A 17,922-nucleotide genomic window follows, 5' to 3' on the forward strand; every position below is an offset into this window, starting at 1 on the left:
TCTGCCATCTTCAATAGTCATCGGACAAGGAGAATACAGCCATCCGATTTCATAAAATAATCATGGCAGAAGTCGAAATGAAGATTCCACCACCCCACAATCAGTGCACAGAGGCCCCCTTTATGTAATGGCGTTCCTCGCCAAGAAGATCGCTCCGGGGCCCTTTCTTTGGCCTCTTCAGACATATCGGACTGCGACCTATCTGCGCTGGAACTGGCCCCTCGGCCTCGCGCATAATGCGCGCCGGGAACCGACGGATCGGGACAGCTATGTTTCTTAGAGATATCTGGTATTTCGCCATGCCCGGGGAGGCGCTGAAGAGCGGCGGCCTGGCGAACAAGGTGCTTCTCGGCGAGCCGCTCGTTTTCGGCCGCACACGACAGGGCGAGCCTTTTGCACTGCGGGACATCTGCCCGCATCGCGGCGTGCCGCTCTCGGCGGGGCATCTCTATGACGCCGGATCGAGCGGATGCGGCGAGGCCGCCATCGAATGCCCCTATCACGGGTGGAAATTCAACACCTCCGGTGTCTGCACCGAAATCCCCTCGCTCGTTCCCGGCCAGGACATCGACGTTTCCCGCATTCGCGTGCGCCGCTACCCGGTACGGGAGGTGAACGGAAATATCTGGGTCTATATGACCGACGAGAAGCGCGCCGACCTCGCCCCGACCCATGAGCCGCCCGCCATTCCGGGTTTTGACGGCAAATCCGCCAATATCCGCGAAAGCATGACCTTCTCATGCCATGTGGATCATGCGGTGATCGGCCTCATGGACCCGGCACACGGCCCCTTCGTGCACCGGTCATGGTACTGGCGGACGAAGGCCTCGATCCACGAAAAGGCCAAGAATTTCGCGCCCTCGGAAATGGGCTTCGCCATGGTCGAGCACACGCCCTCGAGCAATTCCTTCGCCTACAGGATTCTGGGCGGGAAGCCGACCACCGAAATTTCCTTCCGCCTGCCCGGCATCCGCCTCGAGCGCATCCATGCCGGGCGGCACCGGGTCGTCGGCCTCACCGCGGTGACGCCGATCGACGAGACCTCGACGGAAATCACACAATCGTTTTATTGGACATTGCCACTTCTTTCCGTCGCGAAGCCCGTTCTGCGGCGTTTCATGCGCGCCTTTCTCGGTCAGGACCGGGACATGGTGAACCTTCAGCAGCAGGGACTGCGCTTCGAGCCCCGGCTCATGCTCATCAACGATTCCGATGTGCAGGCGAAGTGGTACCACCGGCTGAAGAACGAGTGGGACGAGGCGACCGCGCAAGGCCGGCCCTTCCAGAACCCGGTGAAGCCGGTGACGCTGCGCTGGCGGAGCTAGCCCCGGGGTGCCCGGCACAACTTCCGTATACTGATATATTTTTGTTGTCGCCGCCGGCGCCCTCGCGCCCGTCCGGGTTCGGGACGCCCTGCCCGCCACGATTGGCCGGGCTCTGTCGTTTCGCGTCCGTTTCGCAATGCGACACCTGCCCCCTCTCGGTCATATCGCGTGTGCGAACGGGTTCGGTGGACACATATTCCCTGCTTTGCTTCGCCCCTCGCCGGGGGCTATCATCCGGCCGCGTCCGGACCTGGGGACGAGGCCGGCCTTCGTCGCCGGTTGCGGCAATGATGGAGTGACGCCCCGCGCGCCCTGCGCAGGGCAAGGCAGAAATCGGATAGCGATGCGACAAGGACTTACCGGATCAGCGAGAACGGCGAGCGGGGGCGAGAGGTCGTGAACACTCCCGGCATCGGCGCCGCGAAGAACTCCGGCGAGGCAGCGCATCAGCGGATTTTCGGTTCCGAGGGCAAACCCCTCTTCGTCGTCGTTCCCGCCGAGGAATATGAAACCCTGATGAGCCTGAAGCAGGCGGCGCAGGATCTCGACCGCACGCGCGCGGCGCTCGCCGACCGGCTCGGCGAGGGAACCGGCGTCCCTGCGAATGTGGCGCATAGAATTGCCGATGGCGAGAATCCGGTGCGCGTCTGGCGGCAGGCGCGCGGGCTGAAGGCGGTGGCGCTGGCGCGCGCCGCGGGCATCAGCCCCGCCTATCTGTCCGAAATCGAAACCGGCAAGAAGGATGGCACGTTCCGCACCATGGCGGCGATCGCCCGTGTGCTGAGCGTTTCTCTCGACGATCTCGCGCCGCCCGCCGACGATGACAGGCGTCGCGCGCGCGAACGCTCCGCGCTCGTCGATGGTCTGCGCGCGCAGGTGCGGACGCTGGTCGAACTCGTGACGGGACATGTCGACTTCAACACCGCCGCCGTGCGCCGCACGGTGACGACGCTCGCGGCCGATGCCGTCGCCCTCAAGGCGCAGGCCAGCAAGCCGGAAGGCTGGCTCGACGATGTGCTGGCGGGCGCGCGGGCCGTACTCGATCTCGTCGACAAGGCGGAAAGCGACATCATCGAAACCGCGCAGAAGGCGCAGCGCGCGCTCGAGGAAATCGTGAGGCAGCCGACTTTCCTGCCGCCGCCCGACGCCCTGCCCGCCGCCATCGCCCGCGAGCCGCAAGAGGCATCCTCCGCGACGGCGGCCGAATAGCTATTCCTCGGCCGGCAGCGGAAACTGGGCCTCGCCCGAGATCGACCAGTCCCACAAATGCAGTACGAGATCCGCGCGGTCTGTTGAGATCGCGTCGAACACGGCCGTTATGCGCTCTATATCGGATTTCGCCGGCACGTAGCCGCTTCGCAGCTCCGCGACCGCGACGATGAGATCGCCGAATTCCTGCCGCGAAAGGCCCAGCGCCTTGGCAAGAACCGCCAGAGGCTCACCGCCGAAATCGCTGACGATGCGCAAGGCGGTTTCCGGCCTGAGCCGCGCCTCGCGCGCAAGTTCCATCACGAATTCCTCGCGCTGCCCGAGCGTGGCGAGGTTGACGAGGCGCGTGAGCTGAGGTTTCGCGATCGTCGCTGGCGGATGGACAAGCGACAGCGCGACCCGCAAAGCTTCATCCGCTCCCGATGCGGCGAGGCCCCCTTCGAGCACATCCGCGATGGCGATATGCATCATGCGCCGCTCGACGGCATGGCGGTTCAGGATTTCGACGCGCAGCGTCCCCGATGACACCCACCAGAACATGAGCAGGGCGAGACGCTGATTGAGTTCGGGCCTTTCGAGGAGCGGCGCGTGAAGCTCCGGCTCGCTGGCGCTGCGGCGCACGAGAACTTCCATGGAACGGCTCGAAATTTCGATGCTGCGGTTTTCGAGCATGCGGCGCAGGACATCGGTGTTTCCATACTCGATCAGGGCGTCGATGGCGGCGGGTGGAAGGATCTTGCGGCTGGCGACGGCGAGACGATGATCCATGCTCGTCACACGAACGATCTCGACGAGATCGCTGCCCTGAATGTTCGCGGCCTCGGCGAGCACGGGTGCGGCCACCTCGATCGTGTCGCGGGCAAGGGCGAGCGTCAGTTCGCGCGGGCCTTCCGGCAGTTGCGCCACGCGCTCGGCGATGCGGCAGCGCTGCGCCACATCGAGCCGCGAGACGGCCGTCGCCATGACCATATCGACCAGCGCCCGCTCCTGCGGGGTGACGCGGCCCGGCGGCAGCACGGCGAGATCGGCGAGCCTTCTCAGCAACAGGTCGCGCTCATGCAGCGAAGGCACTGCCTCCGCGCTCACGCCCTGCTCGCCCATCAGTCCAATCGATGCCATCGCCGCCACAACCCCACGAGGGAGCCCGCCCCTTTCCACGCTCCCCCATCTGAGCATCGGCTGAATTAAAACCCCGTAAACTATAAGCGGGCGGGTTGCGGCTGCGGGTCACTCGGCTATGCTCGCCGCGGTTCGCCGCGCCACCAAGGAGCCGCAATATGGCAAAAAATCTCCCGAAGCCCGTTCTTGCCGCGGCGATCCTCGGATTGGCCATGACGCTTTCGGCCTGCGGAACGATGTTCGGCGAGGATTATTCCGAGAAGCCGGAATACAAGGCCGGCTATTCGGCCGGCTGCGGCACCGGCACGGGCTATGTGCCCGGAAATTCCGCCACCGTCATTCGCGATCCCGAACTCTGGAACACGAACAAGGCCTATCGCGCGGGCTGGAAGGCGGGGTTCAATTCCTGCCGCGCCAGCACCACGAACGCGCCCGGCGCTGGCGAGGATATGGGCCGCGGGAGGCGCAACGGCCCCAGCGGATATTGAGGACGCGGCGCCCGCCCGGCAGCGCCAGCCGCTGCGCATGAACTGAAGGAGGTTTCAGGTGAGAATCATCCTTGGACTGATCGCGCTCATCGTCGCCGCGCTGGTGATCTGGCCGCTTGCGACCTATGGCACGCTCGATCCCTGCCGCATGCTCGCCAAGGACATGGCGCGCGAAGCTTATTCGAAGATGGCCGAGGCCATGGGCGCCGAACCGGGCAAGACGCCCGAAGCGGCCGAGCGCCTGGCGCTCATGGCGACGAGCCAGTATTCGGAACGCGAATGCCTCACGCAGCTCAAGGATCGCTGGCTCGGCATCAGGAAACCCGCGCAATAAGGGTCAGGGCGCGTCCGCAAGCGCAACCGGATCGGGCGCGAACGTTTCCTCCGCGTCGGCTATTTCCCGCCACGTCACACCCTCTATTCCTTCAACGAGCGCCGCGCCTGCCGCCTCCGAGGGCAGGCGGAAGCCGGGCATCCCCGCCCCTTCGACAAGGCGCTGCGCGATGAGGAACGCCGCATCCGCGCTAAAAACCGGCGCCGCCGGCGTTTCGAGGCGAGCCCGCCTCACCCTGCCATCGGGCGTGCGCGCCTCGCCCCAGACGACGGCGCGGGCGCGCTGAAGCTCGGCGTCGGGGGTGCCCTCCCGGCCATGCGCGAGACGCCGCTCGAGACTTGCCGCCCGCCAGCCGCGCCGGAACAGGAAATGCGCCAGGGTGCCGCGCCTCATCAGACGGGCGAGCGGCGCGGGCAAGACCTCGAATGTCTCGATCGACGAATATGGCAGGCGGCGGCGGCAGGCGACCGCCTCGCCGCGCCAGGGCGCCAGCGCCGCCCGCTCCGGCCCCTTTCCGAAATCGACATCGACCATGCGCGCGGCAGGCATGGCCCGGACGAGTTGCCCGTTCTTCGCGACCTCGCCCGGCCGGCGCAATGCGGCGACGAGTTCCCTCGCTTCGGCTCGCGATAGGTTGGCGCGTTTGGCCGCAAGGGTGAGCGCGCGCGCCATCGGCAGAAGTGTCGCCAGTCGCGCCGCCACGGCTTCGGCCGCGGCGAAATCGAAGGAAACGCCGGATAGAAGAGTGACGCCTGCCGCCACGGCATCGGCATCTCGCGCCATGACGGATGCGAGGTGAGGCGTTGAACTCCCGAGGTCGAGATAATGTGTGCCGGTGGCAAGCGCGGCGGCGATGAGCGGCGCGGCGGTTTCGCCGAAGGGCGTCGCGCAATTGATCAGCACGGCCACGTCATCGAGCTGGGACGCGATGCGCGAGACATCGCCAAGGCCGAAGACGCGCGGCTCCACCGGATGCTCCTTGCCGGAGAGCGTGGCATTGGCATGCGTCGCGACACACGCGATGTCCCGGCCCGCGCCGATATGGGAAATGCCGCGGGCCGCGGCGCGCCGCGACATCAGCGCGCCCTGATATTCATCGACGCCATAAATGGCGAGCCGCGTCTTCATGCCTCCCCTCCGGCAACCGGCCCCTTTACTTCCCGCGATCGCGACCCCACCTCGATAGTCTCCACCCGGGTGATATACTGCCGCCGCACGGGGAGGTCCCGCAATGAACCGATCATGGATACCCGCAGCGCTTCTGCTCGGGCTTGCCGCATTCATCATGCTCCCGGCACGGGAGGCGGCCGCCCGCAGCCATATTTCTACCGGCCAAGAGCTTTACGAAGCGTGCAAGGTGCTGGCGGAATATTCGCTGAACCCGCAGGGGCGCACGCCCTCGCCGGGCCTGCGCTGCCGCCAGTTCATCGAGGGGTATTTCCGCTCGGCCAAATATGTCCGTGAAAGCGACACCGACAAGCAGGCGCTCGGCCTGCCCCTCGCCCCCACCGATTGCGCGCCCGTCGCGGACACGAATTCCTATGACCAGCTCGCCGGCAAGGTCGTGCGAAATGGCGAGTGGCACCCGGAGCTTCTGGATCAGCCCGCGGTCTATCTCGCCAGGGCGGCGTTCGGTTCGAAGCCGCCCTGCTGAGGTTCATGGACAGGCGCTAGGCGGCCTTGTCGTCCGGCCAGTCACCGATATAGCGCGACTGCGGACGAATGAGGCGGCCGACGCGCTCCTGCTCGATCACATGCGCCGTCCAGCCGACGACGCGCGACATGCCGAAGACGGCGGTGACGGCAGAACGCGGTATGCCGAGCGCCTCCAGAAGCACGGCGGTGTAATATTCCATGTTCGTGTCGAGCCGCCGGTCAGGCTTGGCGGCCTTGAGCGCCGCCAGCGCCGCGCGCTCGACATCGCGGGCGAAGAGCACGCGCTCATTGCCGTTCGTGAGCAGCGTCACCGCCTTGTTGAAGACGTCGGCACGCGGATCGCGGACGCGATAGACGCGATGGCCGAAGCCCATCAGGCGCTCGCCCTTCGCGATCTCGCGCTTCAGCCAGGGCTCGATATTCTCGCGCGTGCCGATATCGTCCAGCATGTCGAGGACGGGGCCAGGCGCGCCGCCATGCAGCGGGCCCTTGAGCGCGCAGAGCGCGCCGACAATGGCGGAAATCGTGCCTGCCCGCGTCGAGGCGATGACGCGCGCGGTGAAGGTCGAGGCGTTCATGCCATGATCCGTCACCGTGACGAGATAGGCATTGAGCGCCTTCGCCTCGGCATCGCTCGGCATTTCACCCTTCAGCATGCGGAGAAAATCCGCGGCATGGCCTAGCCCCGCATCGGGCGCGATGGCGGCCGCGCCAGCCTCGCGGCGGCAGAGCGCGGCGATGAAGACCGGCGCCGCGCCGACCGCGCGGATATGGGCGGGAAGCGCGCCCTCGTCAGAGAGCATCGAGAAACCGGTCCTGAGCCCTTCGGTCACGCTCAACCCTTCCGTGGCGGCAAGAAGCTTCGGCACCAGCGCGAAGGCCTCGACCCGGGCGCGGGCAAGACCAGCCGCCACCGCCTCGCGCGAGGGGGCGGGATCGAGCCCGGCCACGCGCCAGAGGAGCGCCGCCGCGCCCTCGAAATCATGCGTGGCGACCAGAGTTTCGAGGTCATGGCCGGCGATGATGAGGCGGCCCGCCTCGCCATCCACATGGCTCAGGGCCGTTTCGGCCGCGACCACATTGTCGAGGCCCGCCGCCGTCGCGCGGCCGCCTGCTCCCATGATGACATTCTCGGACATGACGCTCTCCTTTCACTTGTCGAAGCGGAAGCCGCGACAACGGCCCCTTTTCCAGACAAGGTGGTCAGGCCTTGCAATAGCGTCAATCTTGATTAAGCTGATCAATACTATAAAAAGTGAGAAGCCATGCCGCGCCAGACCGCAACCGAGGCCACGGAAAAGCTCTACCTCTCCGCCAAGGAAGCCGCGGCGGAGCTGGGCATCAGCCTCGCCACGCTCTACGCCTATGTGAGCCGGGACATGATCCGCTCCGAGCCCGTGCCGGACAGCAGGGCGCGGCGCTACCGGGCGGAGGATGTGCGCCTTCTGAAGCAGCGGCGCTCGAGCGCGCCGGGCGGCGCGGCGCAGCCGGGAAGCGCGAACGGGATCGCGAGTTTCGGCGGCGTGCCGGTGCTCGATTCCGCCATCACGCTCATCGCCGACGGAAAGCTCTACTATCGCGGCTCGGACGCGACGGCACTCGCCCGCAATTCGAGCCTCGAACAGGTGGCGGCGCTGCTCTGGGGCTGCCGGGACGTGCAGCCCTTCACGCGCGAGGCGATTCCGGCAATGTCGCCAACGGTCGAAAGGCTCGCCTCGGAGCTTGCCGCGAGCGGCCGCATTGAACGCGCGCTCGCCCTTCTGCCGCTCGCCGCGCAGGACGACCCCTCGATCTACAACATGACGGATCGCGGCCTTGCCACGACCGGAGCGCGGCTCCTGCGCTTCGTCGCCGCCATCATTTGCGGTACCGCGCCCTCGGGCGAGCCCGTGCATGAGGCGCTGGCTCGCGCGCTCACCTTCGGCGACAGGCGCGCCGCCGATCTCATCCGCGCGACGCTCGTTCTTTGCGCCGATCACGAGCTCAACGCTTCCGCCTTCACGGTGCGCTGCGTCGCGGGCACGGGTGCGACGCTCTATGCCGCGATCGAGGCGGGCATCTGCGCCGCGCAAGGCCCGCGCCATGGCGGTTTCACCAATCGCGTCGAGGGCTTTCTCACCGACATGGCGCATCGTCAGGATCTCGAGGACGCCGTGCTCCACCGGCTGCGGAACGGCGATCCCGTTCCCGGCTTCGGCCATCCGCTTTATCCCGACGGCGACCCGCGCGCGGCCGCCCTCATCGGCATGATGAAGGAAAGCCATGGCGACGATCCGGCCTTCCTCCGCTCGCTCCGCATCGTCGATGTGATGGAGGATGCGGGCGGGCTCAGGCCGAGCATCGACTTCGCCATAGGCGCGCTCGGCGCTACGTTGCGGATGCTGCCCGGCGCGGGGCTCGCCGTTTTCGTGCTCGGCCGCACGGCGGGCTGGATCGCGCATGCGATCGAACAATATCGCTCGGGCCAGATGATCCGGCCGCGGGCGCGCTATACGGGGGAGATACCGCGATGACGGGAAAGACGGCGCTCATTGCTGGCGCGACCGGGCTTGTCGGAGGGTTCGTGCTGAAACGGCTTCTTGCCTCGCCCGATTATGGCGCGGTCATCGCCGTGACAAGGCGCAGCCTCGGCATCAGCCATCCGAAGCTCACAGAGATCGTCACCGATTTCGAGCATGTCGAGGACGCGATCGCCCGTAAGGGCACAAGGGTGGACGATGCCTTCTGCGCGCTCGGCACGACGATCAGGAAAGCCGGAAGCCAGTCCGCCTTCGCGCGCATCGACCTCGACTATGTGGCGGCTTTCGCGCGGGCGGCAAGAGCGGCGGGCGCCACGCGCTTTCTTCTCGTCTCGGCCATCGGCGCTTCGCCGGATTCGCGCGTCTTCTATTCGCGCATCAAGGGCGAAGCGGAACAGGCGGTCGCTTCAATCGGCTTCGGCGCGACGCATATTTTCCGGCCGGGCCTCATTTTCGGCGAGCGCAACGAGAGGCGGCCCGCCGAGGCCGCCATGATGGCGGCGATGCCTGCGCTCAACCTCCTCCTTGTCGGCTCGCTCGACATCTATCGCGGCATTCCGGCCGACACGATCGCCGCCGCCATGGTTGCGGCTGCGTTGCGCAGCGGCACGGGGCGGCATGTGCTGACCTATCGGGAGATGATGGCGCTGGCGCGGTGATGCTCGGCAGCAAGTTCTGGGTACGTGGCTCCTGGACCCCAGGACAAGCCCGGGGTGACAAATGAAAACCAGGTGACGCTGCAACAGATTGCGCTTGTGCGGCGGCGGCGAGATGGTGCTGCATGCCGATCAGATATTCGTGCCGGAGCCGTGGCCCGCGGAACCGCAGGGGGTCAATATCTGCTGGTGCGTGGACGACTTCACGGAGGCGAACGGCGCAACGCGCGTGGCGCCGGGATTTTCGCCTGGTACACGAGGCCGATCTACCGCACGCAGGAAAACTGGTTTCTGGCGCTCGATCCGTCCGTCAGGCAATTCGCCTCCGACACGATGCTTGAACTGCTGGGCTACAGGACGGCGGGGCTTGGGCTGGTGAACGGCGCGTCACCCGCCTGAGGCATTTTCACGCCGCGTCGATGCTCGCGCGCCGGAGGATGCGGCCAGCGGGGAGCGAGACGCGGACGCATGTGCCGCGACCGAGTTCGCTTTCCAGCGTCAGCGTCCCGCCATGCACTTCGACCATGGCCCTGGTCAGCGGCAGACCAAGGCCGGTGCCTGCGCGGGTGCGCGTGAAGGAATTCTCCACCTGCTCGAAAGGTTCAAGCACCTTGTCGAGCTTGTCGGGGGGAATGCCGATGCCGGTGTCGGTCACGGTCATTTCAAGGCATCCGTCGGCGCGCTCATGGGCGGATAAGGTGATGCTGCCGCCTGCAGGGGTGAACTTGATCGCGTTCGACAGAAGGTTCACCAGCACGCGGCGTACCTGCTGCTCGTCAGCACGGATGAGAGGCAAGGCCGCGGGAAGGCGCACATCGAGTTTGACGCGGGCCGTTTCCACCGACTGGCGCAGCATGCGCAGGACTTCGGCGCCGATGTAGCGCAGGTCGATCTCGTCCTCATGGAGATCGAAACGGCCCGCCTCGATCTTAGCCATGTCGAGAAGCTCGTTGATCATGTGCAGCAGGTGGACGCCGCTGTCGTAGATGTCCTCGACATATTCGAGATAGCGCGGCGGATCGACGGGGCCGAAAAGCTGCATGCGGATCAGATCGGCAAAGCCGATGATGGCGTTCAGGGGTGTGCGAAGTTCGTGGCTCATGCCGGCCAGAAACTGGGTCTTGCTTTCATTGGCGGCTTCAGCGCGGCGGCGCTGGCGCTCAAGCTCCTCGGCGCGACGCATGACGATGTCGCCGGTGATGCGCATGAGCATGGCGGCGGAGCCGAGGCCGAGATAGCGCCCGCCCTCCTCGACGATGAAACCTTGCAGAGCAAAGCTTTCCGGGGTCGAGAGGAGCCGTGTGTTGATGTCTTCGCAATTCATCTCCGCATCGACGATGACCGGATTGCTGTTCATAAGCGCGGTGATGGGCTGGCGCCCGTAAATCTCGCGGCCATACATGCGCACATAGACGAGCAGGAAATCCTGACGGCTGACGAGGCCAACCGGATGCTCGCCGTCGACGACGGGAATGTTGAGAAGGTCGCCCTCCTTGAGCAGGCGATCGAATACATCGGCGCAGGACATTTCAGGCGAGAGGGGCGCAACCGGCGCGGCGAGGTCACGGGCTGTCGGTGTGGTCATCCTGCACTCGGACACTGATGCATGCGAAGACATGCGGAAACTTCTGCGCTCCTTATCGCCGCCCTTCGCTTAACGGAGACTGAAATCGGACCTTCTTCCGCTCGATGTCAGAAAAAATTCACATAAGGGTTCGCGAGTGGGGTTGCGGCGCGCCCAGATGCTATAGTTTGCGGGAACGATAATGGCGAAATGCCAGCGAATCGAGTGAGGATCAGATGACTGTGCCGGGGGAGCAGGCAATCGATGCCGGGATGACGGATGCCACAACGCGGTCACAGCGTCTGCGCCTCTATCTCGGCGGTCAGGCGAGCTGGTATATCAGCCTCGGCATTCAGTTCGTCATCTTTCCGTTTCTGGTGACGCAGGTGCTGCATGAACCGGCGGCGCGGCTCGGCATCGCGCAGATGTCGCTGATGGCGCCGTCGCTGCTTTTCATGCTGCTTGGCGGCACCGTGGCCGATCATGGCGACGTGCGGCGCATATTGGTGCGCATGCACTGGTTGGCGGCCATCCCCCCGCTGGTGCTGGCCGTCGTCTTCATCAGTGGATATTTGAGCTACCCGTTCCTGATCGCCTATGCGCTGGCCATGGGCACGCTTGGCGCCTTCGCCATGCCCGCGCGCGATTCAGCGCTGACGCGCATCGCCGAAACGGACATTCAGCAGGCGGTGACGCTGACCATGGGCACGCAGATGGGCGGACAGCTTGCCGGCATGCTCATCGTCGCCTTTGCCGCCATTATCGGCGCGCCGGCGCTGCTCATCTTTCAGGCCGCGCTGCTGATCGCCGGCGGCTGGGCGACGACGAAGCTGCAACCCCTGCCGCCGACACAGGTGGACACGGGCGAAGGCCGGCTCGCGCAGATACTGGACGGCATCGCCACCGCGCGGGCGCACAGCATTGTCTTCGCGGTGATCGGCGTCAATTTCGCGGTCGGGCTTTTCTATGTCGGCAGCTTCATGGTGGTGCTGCCGCTGATGGTGCGCGACATCTATCACAGCACCGTCACGGAATTCGCGATCCGTTTTGCGCTCATCAACATCTGCTTCTGGGGCGGCACGATCTTTGCCACCATGGCGCTGCTGAAGATCGGTCATATCGCAAGGCGCGGCCGCGTGATGATGGGCGCGATTACGAGCGGCCTCGCCATTCTGGCGCTTCTTTCGCTGACCATCCCCTTTGCGGTGCTCTGCATACTCTGCTTCCTCTGGGGTATCGGCGCGGGCACGACGATGACGATGGGGCGCACCATCGTCCAGCTCGCGGCGCCCGAGAGCCACAGGGCGCGCGTGCTCGCCTTCTATCAGCTCGGATTTTCGGGCGGCGCCCCCATCGGCTCCCTGCTCATGGGCTTTCTTGTCGGCGGGCTCGGCATTCACCAGGCCGTGCTGGTGCCCGCCTTCGTGATGGTCGGCGTCGTCGGCGCGCTCTTCCTGTCGCCGCTCTGGCGCTACCACGCCCAGGAAGCCTGAGCGTGGGACCGGACGACAGCATGACGAGCGAAACGCAGCCATCCGATCTTGCCTGGTATATGAGCGGCATCTGGCTCTATTTCATTTCAACGGGCATTCAGGGCGTGATCTTTCCCTGGATCATCGCCATCGTGCTCAACGAGAGTTCGGACCGCGTCGGCATCGCGCAGATGATGATGATGCTGCCGATGCTGATGTTCACGCTTTTCGGCGGCGCGCTCGCCGACCGTCTCGAGCTGCGCAATCATTTGCGGCGGCTCCAGACCATACAGATGATACCGCCGCTCGCCCTCGCGGCGCTCATCTATGCGGGCTATCTCACCTATGAGCTGATCCTCGGCTTCGGCGTCATCCTCGGCATTCTCGGCGCCTATGTCATGCCGGCGCGCGACGCCATGCTCACCCGCGTCGCCATCACGAGCCTCAAGGGCAATATTCAGCGCGGCGTCGCGCTTTCCATGAGCGGCCAGTTCCTCGGGCAGGTCGCGGGCTTCCTCATCGGCGGCACGGCGATGCTCGCCGGCGCGCCCGCGCTCTTCGTCCTCCAGAGCGCGCTCCTCGCGGGCGCCTCCTTCACCACGTCGCGGCTCACCCCCGCGCCGCCCGCCGCCACGGCCGGGCCGCGCCGCTCCCAGTTATCGGAGATCAAGGAGGGGCTCGTCGTCCTTTGGCGGAGCGAGCGGCTTCGCCCCGTGGTGCTGATGATGTTCATGTCGGGCATTCTCTTCATGGGCGTCTTCATGGTGCTCTTCCCGATCATGGTGCGCGACGTCTATCACGGCAGTTCGCCCGAACTCGCGCTCATCAACATGTGCTTCTTCGGCGGCATCGGCCTTTCCTCCTTCACGCTGAGCCGCCTTCGCCCCATCCGCCGGCAGGGGCGCGCGATGATGCTCGCCATGTGCACGGGATCCTGCGTCATGGTGATCATGCATTTCGGCTTTTCGATCTATGTGGTCGATCTGCTGGCGCTTGGCTGGGGACTGGCGGCCGGCGTTTCGATGACCCAGTCGCGCGCCATCGTTCAGGAAACGGCAAGCCCGCATATGCGCGCGCGGCTTATCTCGGCCTTCCAGCTCGGCTCCATGGGCGGCGGTCCGATCGGCGCGCTCTTCATGGGCTATATCATCAGCTGGCTGGGCCCGCTCGATGCCGTGCTCTTGCCGGTGGGGCTGATGATCGTGCTCTGGCTCTCGATCTTCTTCTTCACATCGCTCTGGGATCTCGAAGCGCCGGCGCGCGGTCACGCGCCGGCTGCTTCGGCCCATGGCGATTAGCTGTATTTGCGCTCGTCCCACCAGGGGAAGAAGGACGGCATATCCGTCGAGACCCGGTTGGGATAATTCGCCGGGCGCTTCTCGAGGAAGGACATGACGCCTTCCTTCGCGTCGGCGGCGGCGCCGCGCGCATAGATGGCGCGGCTGTCGATCTTGTGCGCTTCCATCGGATGGTCGGCCGCGCCGATACGCCAGAGCATCTGGCGCGTGAGCGCGACGGAGACGGGCGCGGTATTGTCGGCGATCTCGCGGGCGAGCGCGCGGGCGGCGGGCAGAAGCTCGTCGGGCTTGTAGAGCTTCTTGACGAGACCGCCTTCGAGCGCTTCCTGCGCGCCGAAGACGCGGCCCGTATAGGTCCATTCGAGCGCCTGGCTGATGCCGACGACGCGCGGCAGGAACCAGCTCGAACAGGCTTCGGGCACGATGCCGCGGCGGGCGAAGACGAAGCCGAACTTCGCGTCTTCCGACGCAAGGCGGATATCCATCGGAAGCTGCATGGTGACGCCGACGCCGACGGCGGGCCCGTTCACGGCCGCGATCACGGGCTTCAGGCTCTCGAAGATGCGCAGCGAAACGCGGCCGCCGCCATCGCGCACCGATTCATGGCTCCAGTCGATCTCGCCATTGGGCTTCACGGGCGTCCCGGATTTTTCGGGGCGATCCTCGCGGGCCGCATAGTCGAAGGTCTTGGCGCCCGCCGAGAGGTCGGCACCCGCGCAGAAGGCGCGGCCCGCGCCGGTGACGATGATGGCGCGCACATTGTCGTCGGCATCCGCCTTGTCGAAGGCGTCGATGATGTCGAACATCATCTGACCGGTGAAGGCGTTGAGCTTGTCGGGGCGGTTGAGAGTGATCGTCAGAATCTGATCCTCAACCTCGTATTTGATCGTCTCATAGGCCATGTTTTCGCTCCCTGTTGCGGCTTGATGCCTGATCCGTCGCGGCGGGGCCGCCCTTCCGTTGCGTCAACATGCGCGAGTTGACGCGGCGCTCGTCTTGCGCTCCCTTTCACGCAAAATGGGGCCCGCAGATCGGTCCGGCCCTGATATAACAACGGACCCGCAAAAAAGCGAAGTCCGGCCATTGCCTCTCCGGGAGACGAGTTGATGCACCCTTATATCCACGCTCAGAAGACGCCCACGAAACCCGCCTATATCATGGCAGCGACGGGCGAAACGGTGACCTACAAGGAACTCGACGAACGCTCGAACCAGACGGCGCATCTCTTCCGTGCAGCCGGCCTCAAGCCGGGCGACGCCATCGCCATCTTCATGGAGAACGACGCACGCTACTTCGAGATCTGCTGGGGCGCGCAGCGCGCGGGCCTCTACTTCACCTGCATCTCGTCGCGGCTGACGGCCGGCGAGATCGCCTATGTCGCCGCCGATTGCGGCGCGCGGATGTTCTTCGTCTCCCAGTCGCTCGAGACTGTGGCGCGCGAACTCATCGACGGCAATCATCTGCCGAAGGTCGAGCGGCTCTTCTCCGTGGGCGGCGCGATCGCCGGCTACGAATCCTACGAGGATGCGCGGGCGAAGCTTCCCGTGACACCCATCGCCGATCAGACGGCGGGCACCGACATGCTCTACTCGTCGGGCACGACGGGGCGGCCGAAGGGCGTCAAGCACCCGCTCACGGGCGGCGCCATCGACGAGCCGACGGGTCTCACCACGCTTGGCGCGCTCCTTTATGCGATGGACGAGAACTCGATCTACCTCTCGCCCGCGCCCCTCTATCACGCCGCGCCCCTGCGCTGGTGCATGACCGTGCAGCGCCTCGGCGGCACTGTCATCGTCATGGAGCATTTCGACGCGGAAGGCGCTCTCCAGCTCATCGAGAAGTACAAGGCCACTCACAGCCAGTGGGTGCCGACCATGTTCATCCGCATGCTGAAGCTTCCGGAGGAAGTGCGCCTGAAATACGACGTATCCTCGCTCAAGGTCGCGATCCACGCCGCCGCCCCCTGCCCCATCCCCGTCAAGGAGCAGATGATCGAATGGTGGGGCCCCGTCATCTATGAATATTACGCGGGCTCGGAGGGCAACGGCTTCTGCGCGCTCAACTCGGAAGAGTGGCTGCAGCACAAGGGCTCGGTCGGCAGGGCGCTCAACGCCATCATTCATATCTGCGACGAAGAGGGCAACGAGCTTCCCGTCGGCGAGGCGGGCGTCATCTATTTCGAGAGCGAGGCCCAGTTCGAGTATCACAACGACCCGAAGAAGACGGCGGAGTCGCGCCACCCGAAGGGCTGGACCACGCTTGGCGACATCGGCCGGGTTGACGAGGAAGGCTATCTCTACCTTACCGACCGCAAGGCCTTCATGATCATCTCCGGCGGCGTCAACATCTACCCGCAGGAGGCGGAGAACCTTCTCGTCCTGCATCCGAAGGTCGCGGACGTCGCGGTGATTGGCGTGCCCAACGAGGATTTCGGCGAAGAGGTGAAGGCGGTCGTTCAGCCCGTGGACTGGAAGGATGCCGGCCCCGCGCTCGAGGCCGAGCTTCTGGAGTTCTGCCGGAGCCAGCTTTCGGCAATCAAATGTCCGCGCTCGATCGACTTCGAGGAGCAGCTGCCGCGTCATGCGACCGGCAAGCTCTACAAGCGCCTCATCCGCGACCGCTACTGGGGCAACAAGGACTCCAAGATCGTCTGACGCACGGCGGCGGCCGGCGCGCGACTTGTGCTATTATGGAACCTGCGAATCTCGCGGGGGCTCATATGAAAATCGCACGTCTCGCGCTGGCCGCCACCGGCCTTGCAGCTGCATCCTTGTTCCTGGTGGCCGACTACACCCAGATGGCGCAAGCCGCGGAAGTCTCGACCTATGGCGGGCGGTGCCGCAACAATCCGGGCGCCGGCCGCGCCTTCACGCAGGACTACTACGTCTACTTCGATACCAATTCGAGCCGCATCAGGCCGGACGGGCATGAGCGCATCTCCTATGTGCACGGGCTCGCCAAGGGCAAGCAGGCCGGCCAGCTCTGCCTCTTCGGCAAGTCGAGCAAGACCGGCAATGCGGCGGCGAATGTCCGGCTGTCGCGCAAGCGCGCCGAAAATGTGGCTCACGCCTTCGAGGCGCTGGGCTGGCCGAGCAGCAAGATCGTGATCGTGACGGAAGGCGAAGCCTGGGGCTGGCTCGAAGAGGCGCTGACATCCGATTCAGAGGATGACCGCCGGGTCCGCATGAGGCTGTCCTTCTGAGCGCGGCAAGGCGCGCGCCGCGATCGGCGATCCCGATTACGGGTTGGCGCTCCCCTGCCCCACGGGCTAGTTTAACCGTCAAAGGCCCCTTGCCGGGCCTCCAGACTTCATCACTCCCAAAGCACGACGGAGACTTGCGGATGCGCACTTTCAACACGGTTGCCGAATATATTGCCGAAAAGGGCAAGGAAATCGGCGTCAGCGACTGGGTCCAGATCGATCAGGACCGGATCAACAAGTTTGCCGATGCGACGGGCGACCACCAGTGGATCCATATCGATCCGGAGCGGACGCAGAAGGAACTCGGCATGCCGACCATCGCGCATGGCTATCTCACGCTTTCGCTCCTGCCCTTCCTCATGGGCAAGGTGAGCACGATCAAGAGCGTGACGCGCGGCATCAATTACGGCTCGAACCAGGTGCGCTTCACCAATATGGTGCCCGTCGGCTCCAAGGTCCGCGCGCGCGTGAAGCTGAAGGACGCCCAGCCGAAGTCGGGCGGCTATCAGCTCACCAATGAAGTGACGATGGAAATCGAAGGCCAGGAGCGGCCGGCCATGGTTGCCGAGACGCTGAGCCTCGTTTTCGAATAAGACGGCTTTTCCCCGCGCCTTCATCGCGGAGGCGCGGGGCTTCACCACAGGAGGCGGCTCATGTCCGAAACATCGCGCCCGAAGATTGTCAAAAGCGATGCGGAATGGCGCGCCGAACTGACGCCCGAGCAATACAGGGTCACGCGCCAGTGCGGAACTGAGCGTGCCTTTACCGGGCCTTGGCTCGACGAGCATCGCAAGGGAACCTTCCATTGCGTCGCCTGCGGCGCCCCGCTCTTCCGCTCCGAAACCAAGTATGAAAGCGGTTCCGGCTGGCCGAGCTTCTTCGCGCCGATCGAGGCCGGTCTGATCGAGGAGCGCGAGGACGTCTCGCATGGCATGCGCCGCGTCGAGGCGCTCTGCGCCACCTGCGAGGCGCATCTCGGTCACGTCTTTCCCGACGGACCGCGCCCGACGGGCCTGCGCTTCTGCATGAACGGCACCGCACTCGATTTCCGCCCGGACGACGAGCCGGAAGCTCCGTGAC

General features: G+C 65.3%; 19 protein-coding genes. 14 read left to right on the top strand and 5 right to left on the bottom strand.

Annotated features, from left to right (window positions below; genetic code table 11):
• Positions 1-269: 269 nt before the first annotated feature.
• Together PKA57_RS00005 and PKA57_RS00010 are read left to right on the top strand one after the other, a co-directional pair.
• The gene (locus PKA57_RS00005; RefSeq protein ID WP_324296863.1) at positions 270-1,325 is read left to right on the top strand and encodes an aromatic ring-hydroxylating dioxygenase subunit alpha; all 1,056 of its coding nucleotides are present in this window, start codon (positions 270-272) and stop codon (positions 1,323-1,325) included.
• Positions 1,326-1,721: 396 nt separating this feature from the next.
• Positions 1,722-2,534: a helix-turn-helix transcriptional regulator gene (locus PKA57_RS00010; RefSeq protein WP_324296864.1), complete on the top strand. Its 813-nt coding sequence runs from the start codon at positions 1,722-1,724 to the stop codon at positions 2,532-2,534.
• Here PKA57_RS00010 and PKA57_RS00015 read toward each other — a convergent pair whose 3' ends face one another.
• The gene (locus PKA57_RS00015) at positions 2,535-3,653 is read right to left on the bottom strand and encodes a DUF2336 domain-containing protein (protein ID WP_324296865.1); all 1,119 of its coding nucleotides are present in this window, start codon (positions 3,651-3,653) and stop codon (positions 2,535-2,537) included.
• Positions 3,654-3,811: 158 nt separating this feature from the next.
• Between PKA57_RS00015 and PKA57_RS00020 the strand changes: the two genes are divergently transcribed.
• Positions 3,812-4,141 carry a hypothetical protein gene (locus tag PKA57_RS00020; protein ID WP_324296866.1) on the top strand — a complete coding sequence of 110 codons (330 nt, stop codon included), beginning with the start codon at positions 3,812-3,814 and terminating at the stop codon, positions 4,139-4,141.
• A 58-nt stretch (positions 4,142-4,199) separates the two neighbouring features.
• Positions 4,200-4,475: a hypothetical protein gene (locus tag PKA57_RS00025; RefSeq protein ID WP_324296867.1), complete on the top strand. Its 276-nt coding sequence runs from the start codon at positions 4,200-4,202 to the stop codon at positions 4,473-4,475.
• Between the two features lie 3 nt (positions 4,476-4,478).
• Here the strand turns inward: PKA57_RS00025 and PKA57_RS00030 are convergent, their stop codons facing one another.
• Positions 4,479-5,603 (bottom strand): saccharopine dehydrogenase NADP-binding domain-containing protein, encoded by a 1,125-nt coding sequence (locus PKA57_RS00030; RefSeq protein ID WP_324296868.1) that lies wholly within the window; start codon positions 5,601-5,603, stop codon positions 4,479-4,481.
• A gap of 103 nt (positions 5,604-5,706) precedes the next feature.
• Here PKA57_RS00030 and PKA57_RS00035 point away from each other — a divergent pair, with 103 nt between their 5' ends.
• Positions 5,707-6,129, top strand: coding sequence for a Rap1a/Tai family immunity protein (locus tag PKA57_RS00035; protein WP_324296869.1), 423 nt, complete (start codon positions 5,707-5,709; stop codon positions 6,127-6,129).
• A gap of 16 nt (positions 6,130-6,145) precedes the next feature.
• Here the strand turns inward: PKA57_RS00035 and PKA57_RS00040 are convergent, their stop codons facing one another.
• Positions 6,146-7,270 (bottom strand): citrate synthase/methylcitrate synthase, encoded by a 1,125-nt coding sequence (locus tag PKA57_RS00040; RefSeq protein ID WP_324296870.1) that lies wholly within the window; start codon positions 7,268-7,270, stop codon positions 6,146-6,148.
• 126 nt (positions 7,271-7,396) lie between these two features.
• On the opposite strand from PKA57_RS00040, the gene PKA57_RS00045 reads away from it, so the two are divergent.
• The 3 genes from PKA57_RS00045 to PKA57_RS00055 all read left to right on the top strand — a co-directional run bounded on the left by PKA57_RS00045 (position 7,397) and on the right by PKA57_RS00055 (position 9,705).
• Complete coding sequence (locus PKA57_RS00045; protein WP_324296871.1) at positions 7,397-8,644, top strand: citrate synthase family protein; 1,248 nt, start codon at positions 7,397-7,399, stop codon at positions 8,642-8,644.
• Positions 8,641-9,309 (top strand): NAD(P)H-binding protein, encoded by a 669-nt coding sequence (locus PKA57_RS00050; RefSeq protein ID WP_324296872.1) that lies wholly within the window; start codon positions 8,641-8,643, stop codon positions 9,307-9,309. The genes PKA57_RS00045 and PKA57_RS00050 overlap by 4 nt, the downstream gene beginning before the upstream one ends.
• Before the next feature lie 186 nt (positions 9,310-9,495).
• On the top strand, positions 9,496-9,705 hold the full coding sequence (locus tag PKA57_RS00055) for a hypothetical protein (RefSeq protein WP_324296873.1): 210 nt from the start codon (positions 9,496-9,498) through the stop codon (positions 9,703-9,705).
• Positions 9,706-9,712: 7 nt separating this feature from the next.
• Here PKA57_RS00055 and PKA57_RS00060 read toward each other — a convergent pair whose 3' ends face one another.
• On the bottom strand, positions 9,713-10,891 hold the full coding sequence (locus PKA57_RS00060; protein ID WP_324296874.1) for an ATP-binding protein: 1,179 nt from the start codon (positions 10,889-10,891) through the stop codon (positions 9,713-9,715).
• 251 nt (positions 10,892-11,142) lie between these two features.
• Here PKA57_RS00060 and PKA57_RS00065 point away from each other — a divergent pair, with 251 nt between their 5' ends.
• Positions 11,143-12,363, top strand: coding sequence for an MFS transporter (locus PKA57_RS00065; RefSeq protein WP_324296875.1), 1,221 nt, complete (start codon positions 11,143-11,145; stop codon positions 12,361-12,363).
• A 20-nt stretch (positions 12,364-12,383) separates the two neighbouring features.
• Positions 12,384-13,640, top strand: coding sequence for an MFS transporter (locus PKA57_RS00070; RefSeq protein ID WP_324296876.1), 1,257 nt, complete (start codon positions 12,384-12,386; stop codon positions 13,638-13,640).
• On the opposite strand, the gene PKA57_RS00075 is transcribed toward PKA57_RS00070, so the two are convergent.
• Positions 13,637-14,542 carry a crotonase/enoyl-CoA hydratase family protein gene (locus tag PKA57_RS00075; RefSeq protein ID WP_324296877.1) on the bottom strand — a complete coding sequence of 302 codons (906 nt, stop codon included), beginning with the start codon at positions 14,540-14,542 and terminating at the stop codon, positions 13,637-13,639. The two genes, PKA57_RS00070 and PKA57_RS00075, sit on opposite strands and share 4 nt — an antisense overlap.
• A gap of 201 nt (positions 14,543-14,743) precedes the next feature.
• On the opposite strand from PKA57_RS00075, the gene PKA57_RS00080 reads away from it, so the two are divergent.
• The 4 genes from PKA57_RS00080 (at position 14,744) to msrB (ending at position 17,921) form a co-directional block, all read left to right on the top strand.
• On the top strand, positions 14,744-16,294 hold the full coding sequence (locus PKA57_RS00080) for an AMP-binding protein (RefSeq protein ID WP_324296878.1): 1,551 nt from the start codon (positions 14,744-14,746) through the stop codon (positions 16,292-16,294).
• Positions 16,295-16,359: 65 nt separating this feature from the next.
• Positions 16,360-16,842 carry an OmpA family protein gene (locus PKA57_RS00085; protein WP_324296879.1) on the top strand — a complete coding sequence of 161 codons (483 nt, stop codon included), beginning with the start codon at positions 16,360-16,362 and terminating at the stop codon, positions 16,840-16,842.
• Between the two features lie 140 nt (positions 16,843-16,982).
• Entirely contained in the window at positions 16,983-17,435 is a 453-nt protein-coding gene (locus PKA57_RS00090) for a MaoC family dehydratase (RefSeq protein WP_324296880.1), read from the top strand.
• 60 nt (positions 17,436-17,495) lie between these two features.
• Positions 17,496-17,921, top strand: a complete 426-nt coding sequence (gene msrB / locus PKA57_RS00095; protein WP_324296881.1) for a peptide-methionine (R)-S-oxide reductase MsrB — start codon at positions 17,496-17,498, stop codon at positions 17,919-17,921.
• The last annotated feature ends 1 nt before the right edge of the window (position 17,922 follow it).

This window comes from Parvibaculum sp. (genome assembly GCF_035325945.1).
Taxonomy (GTDB): Bacteria; Pseudomonadota; Alphaproteobacteria; order Parvibaculales; family Parvibaculaceae; genus Parvibaculum.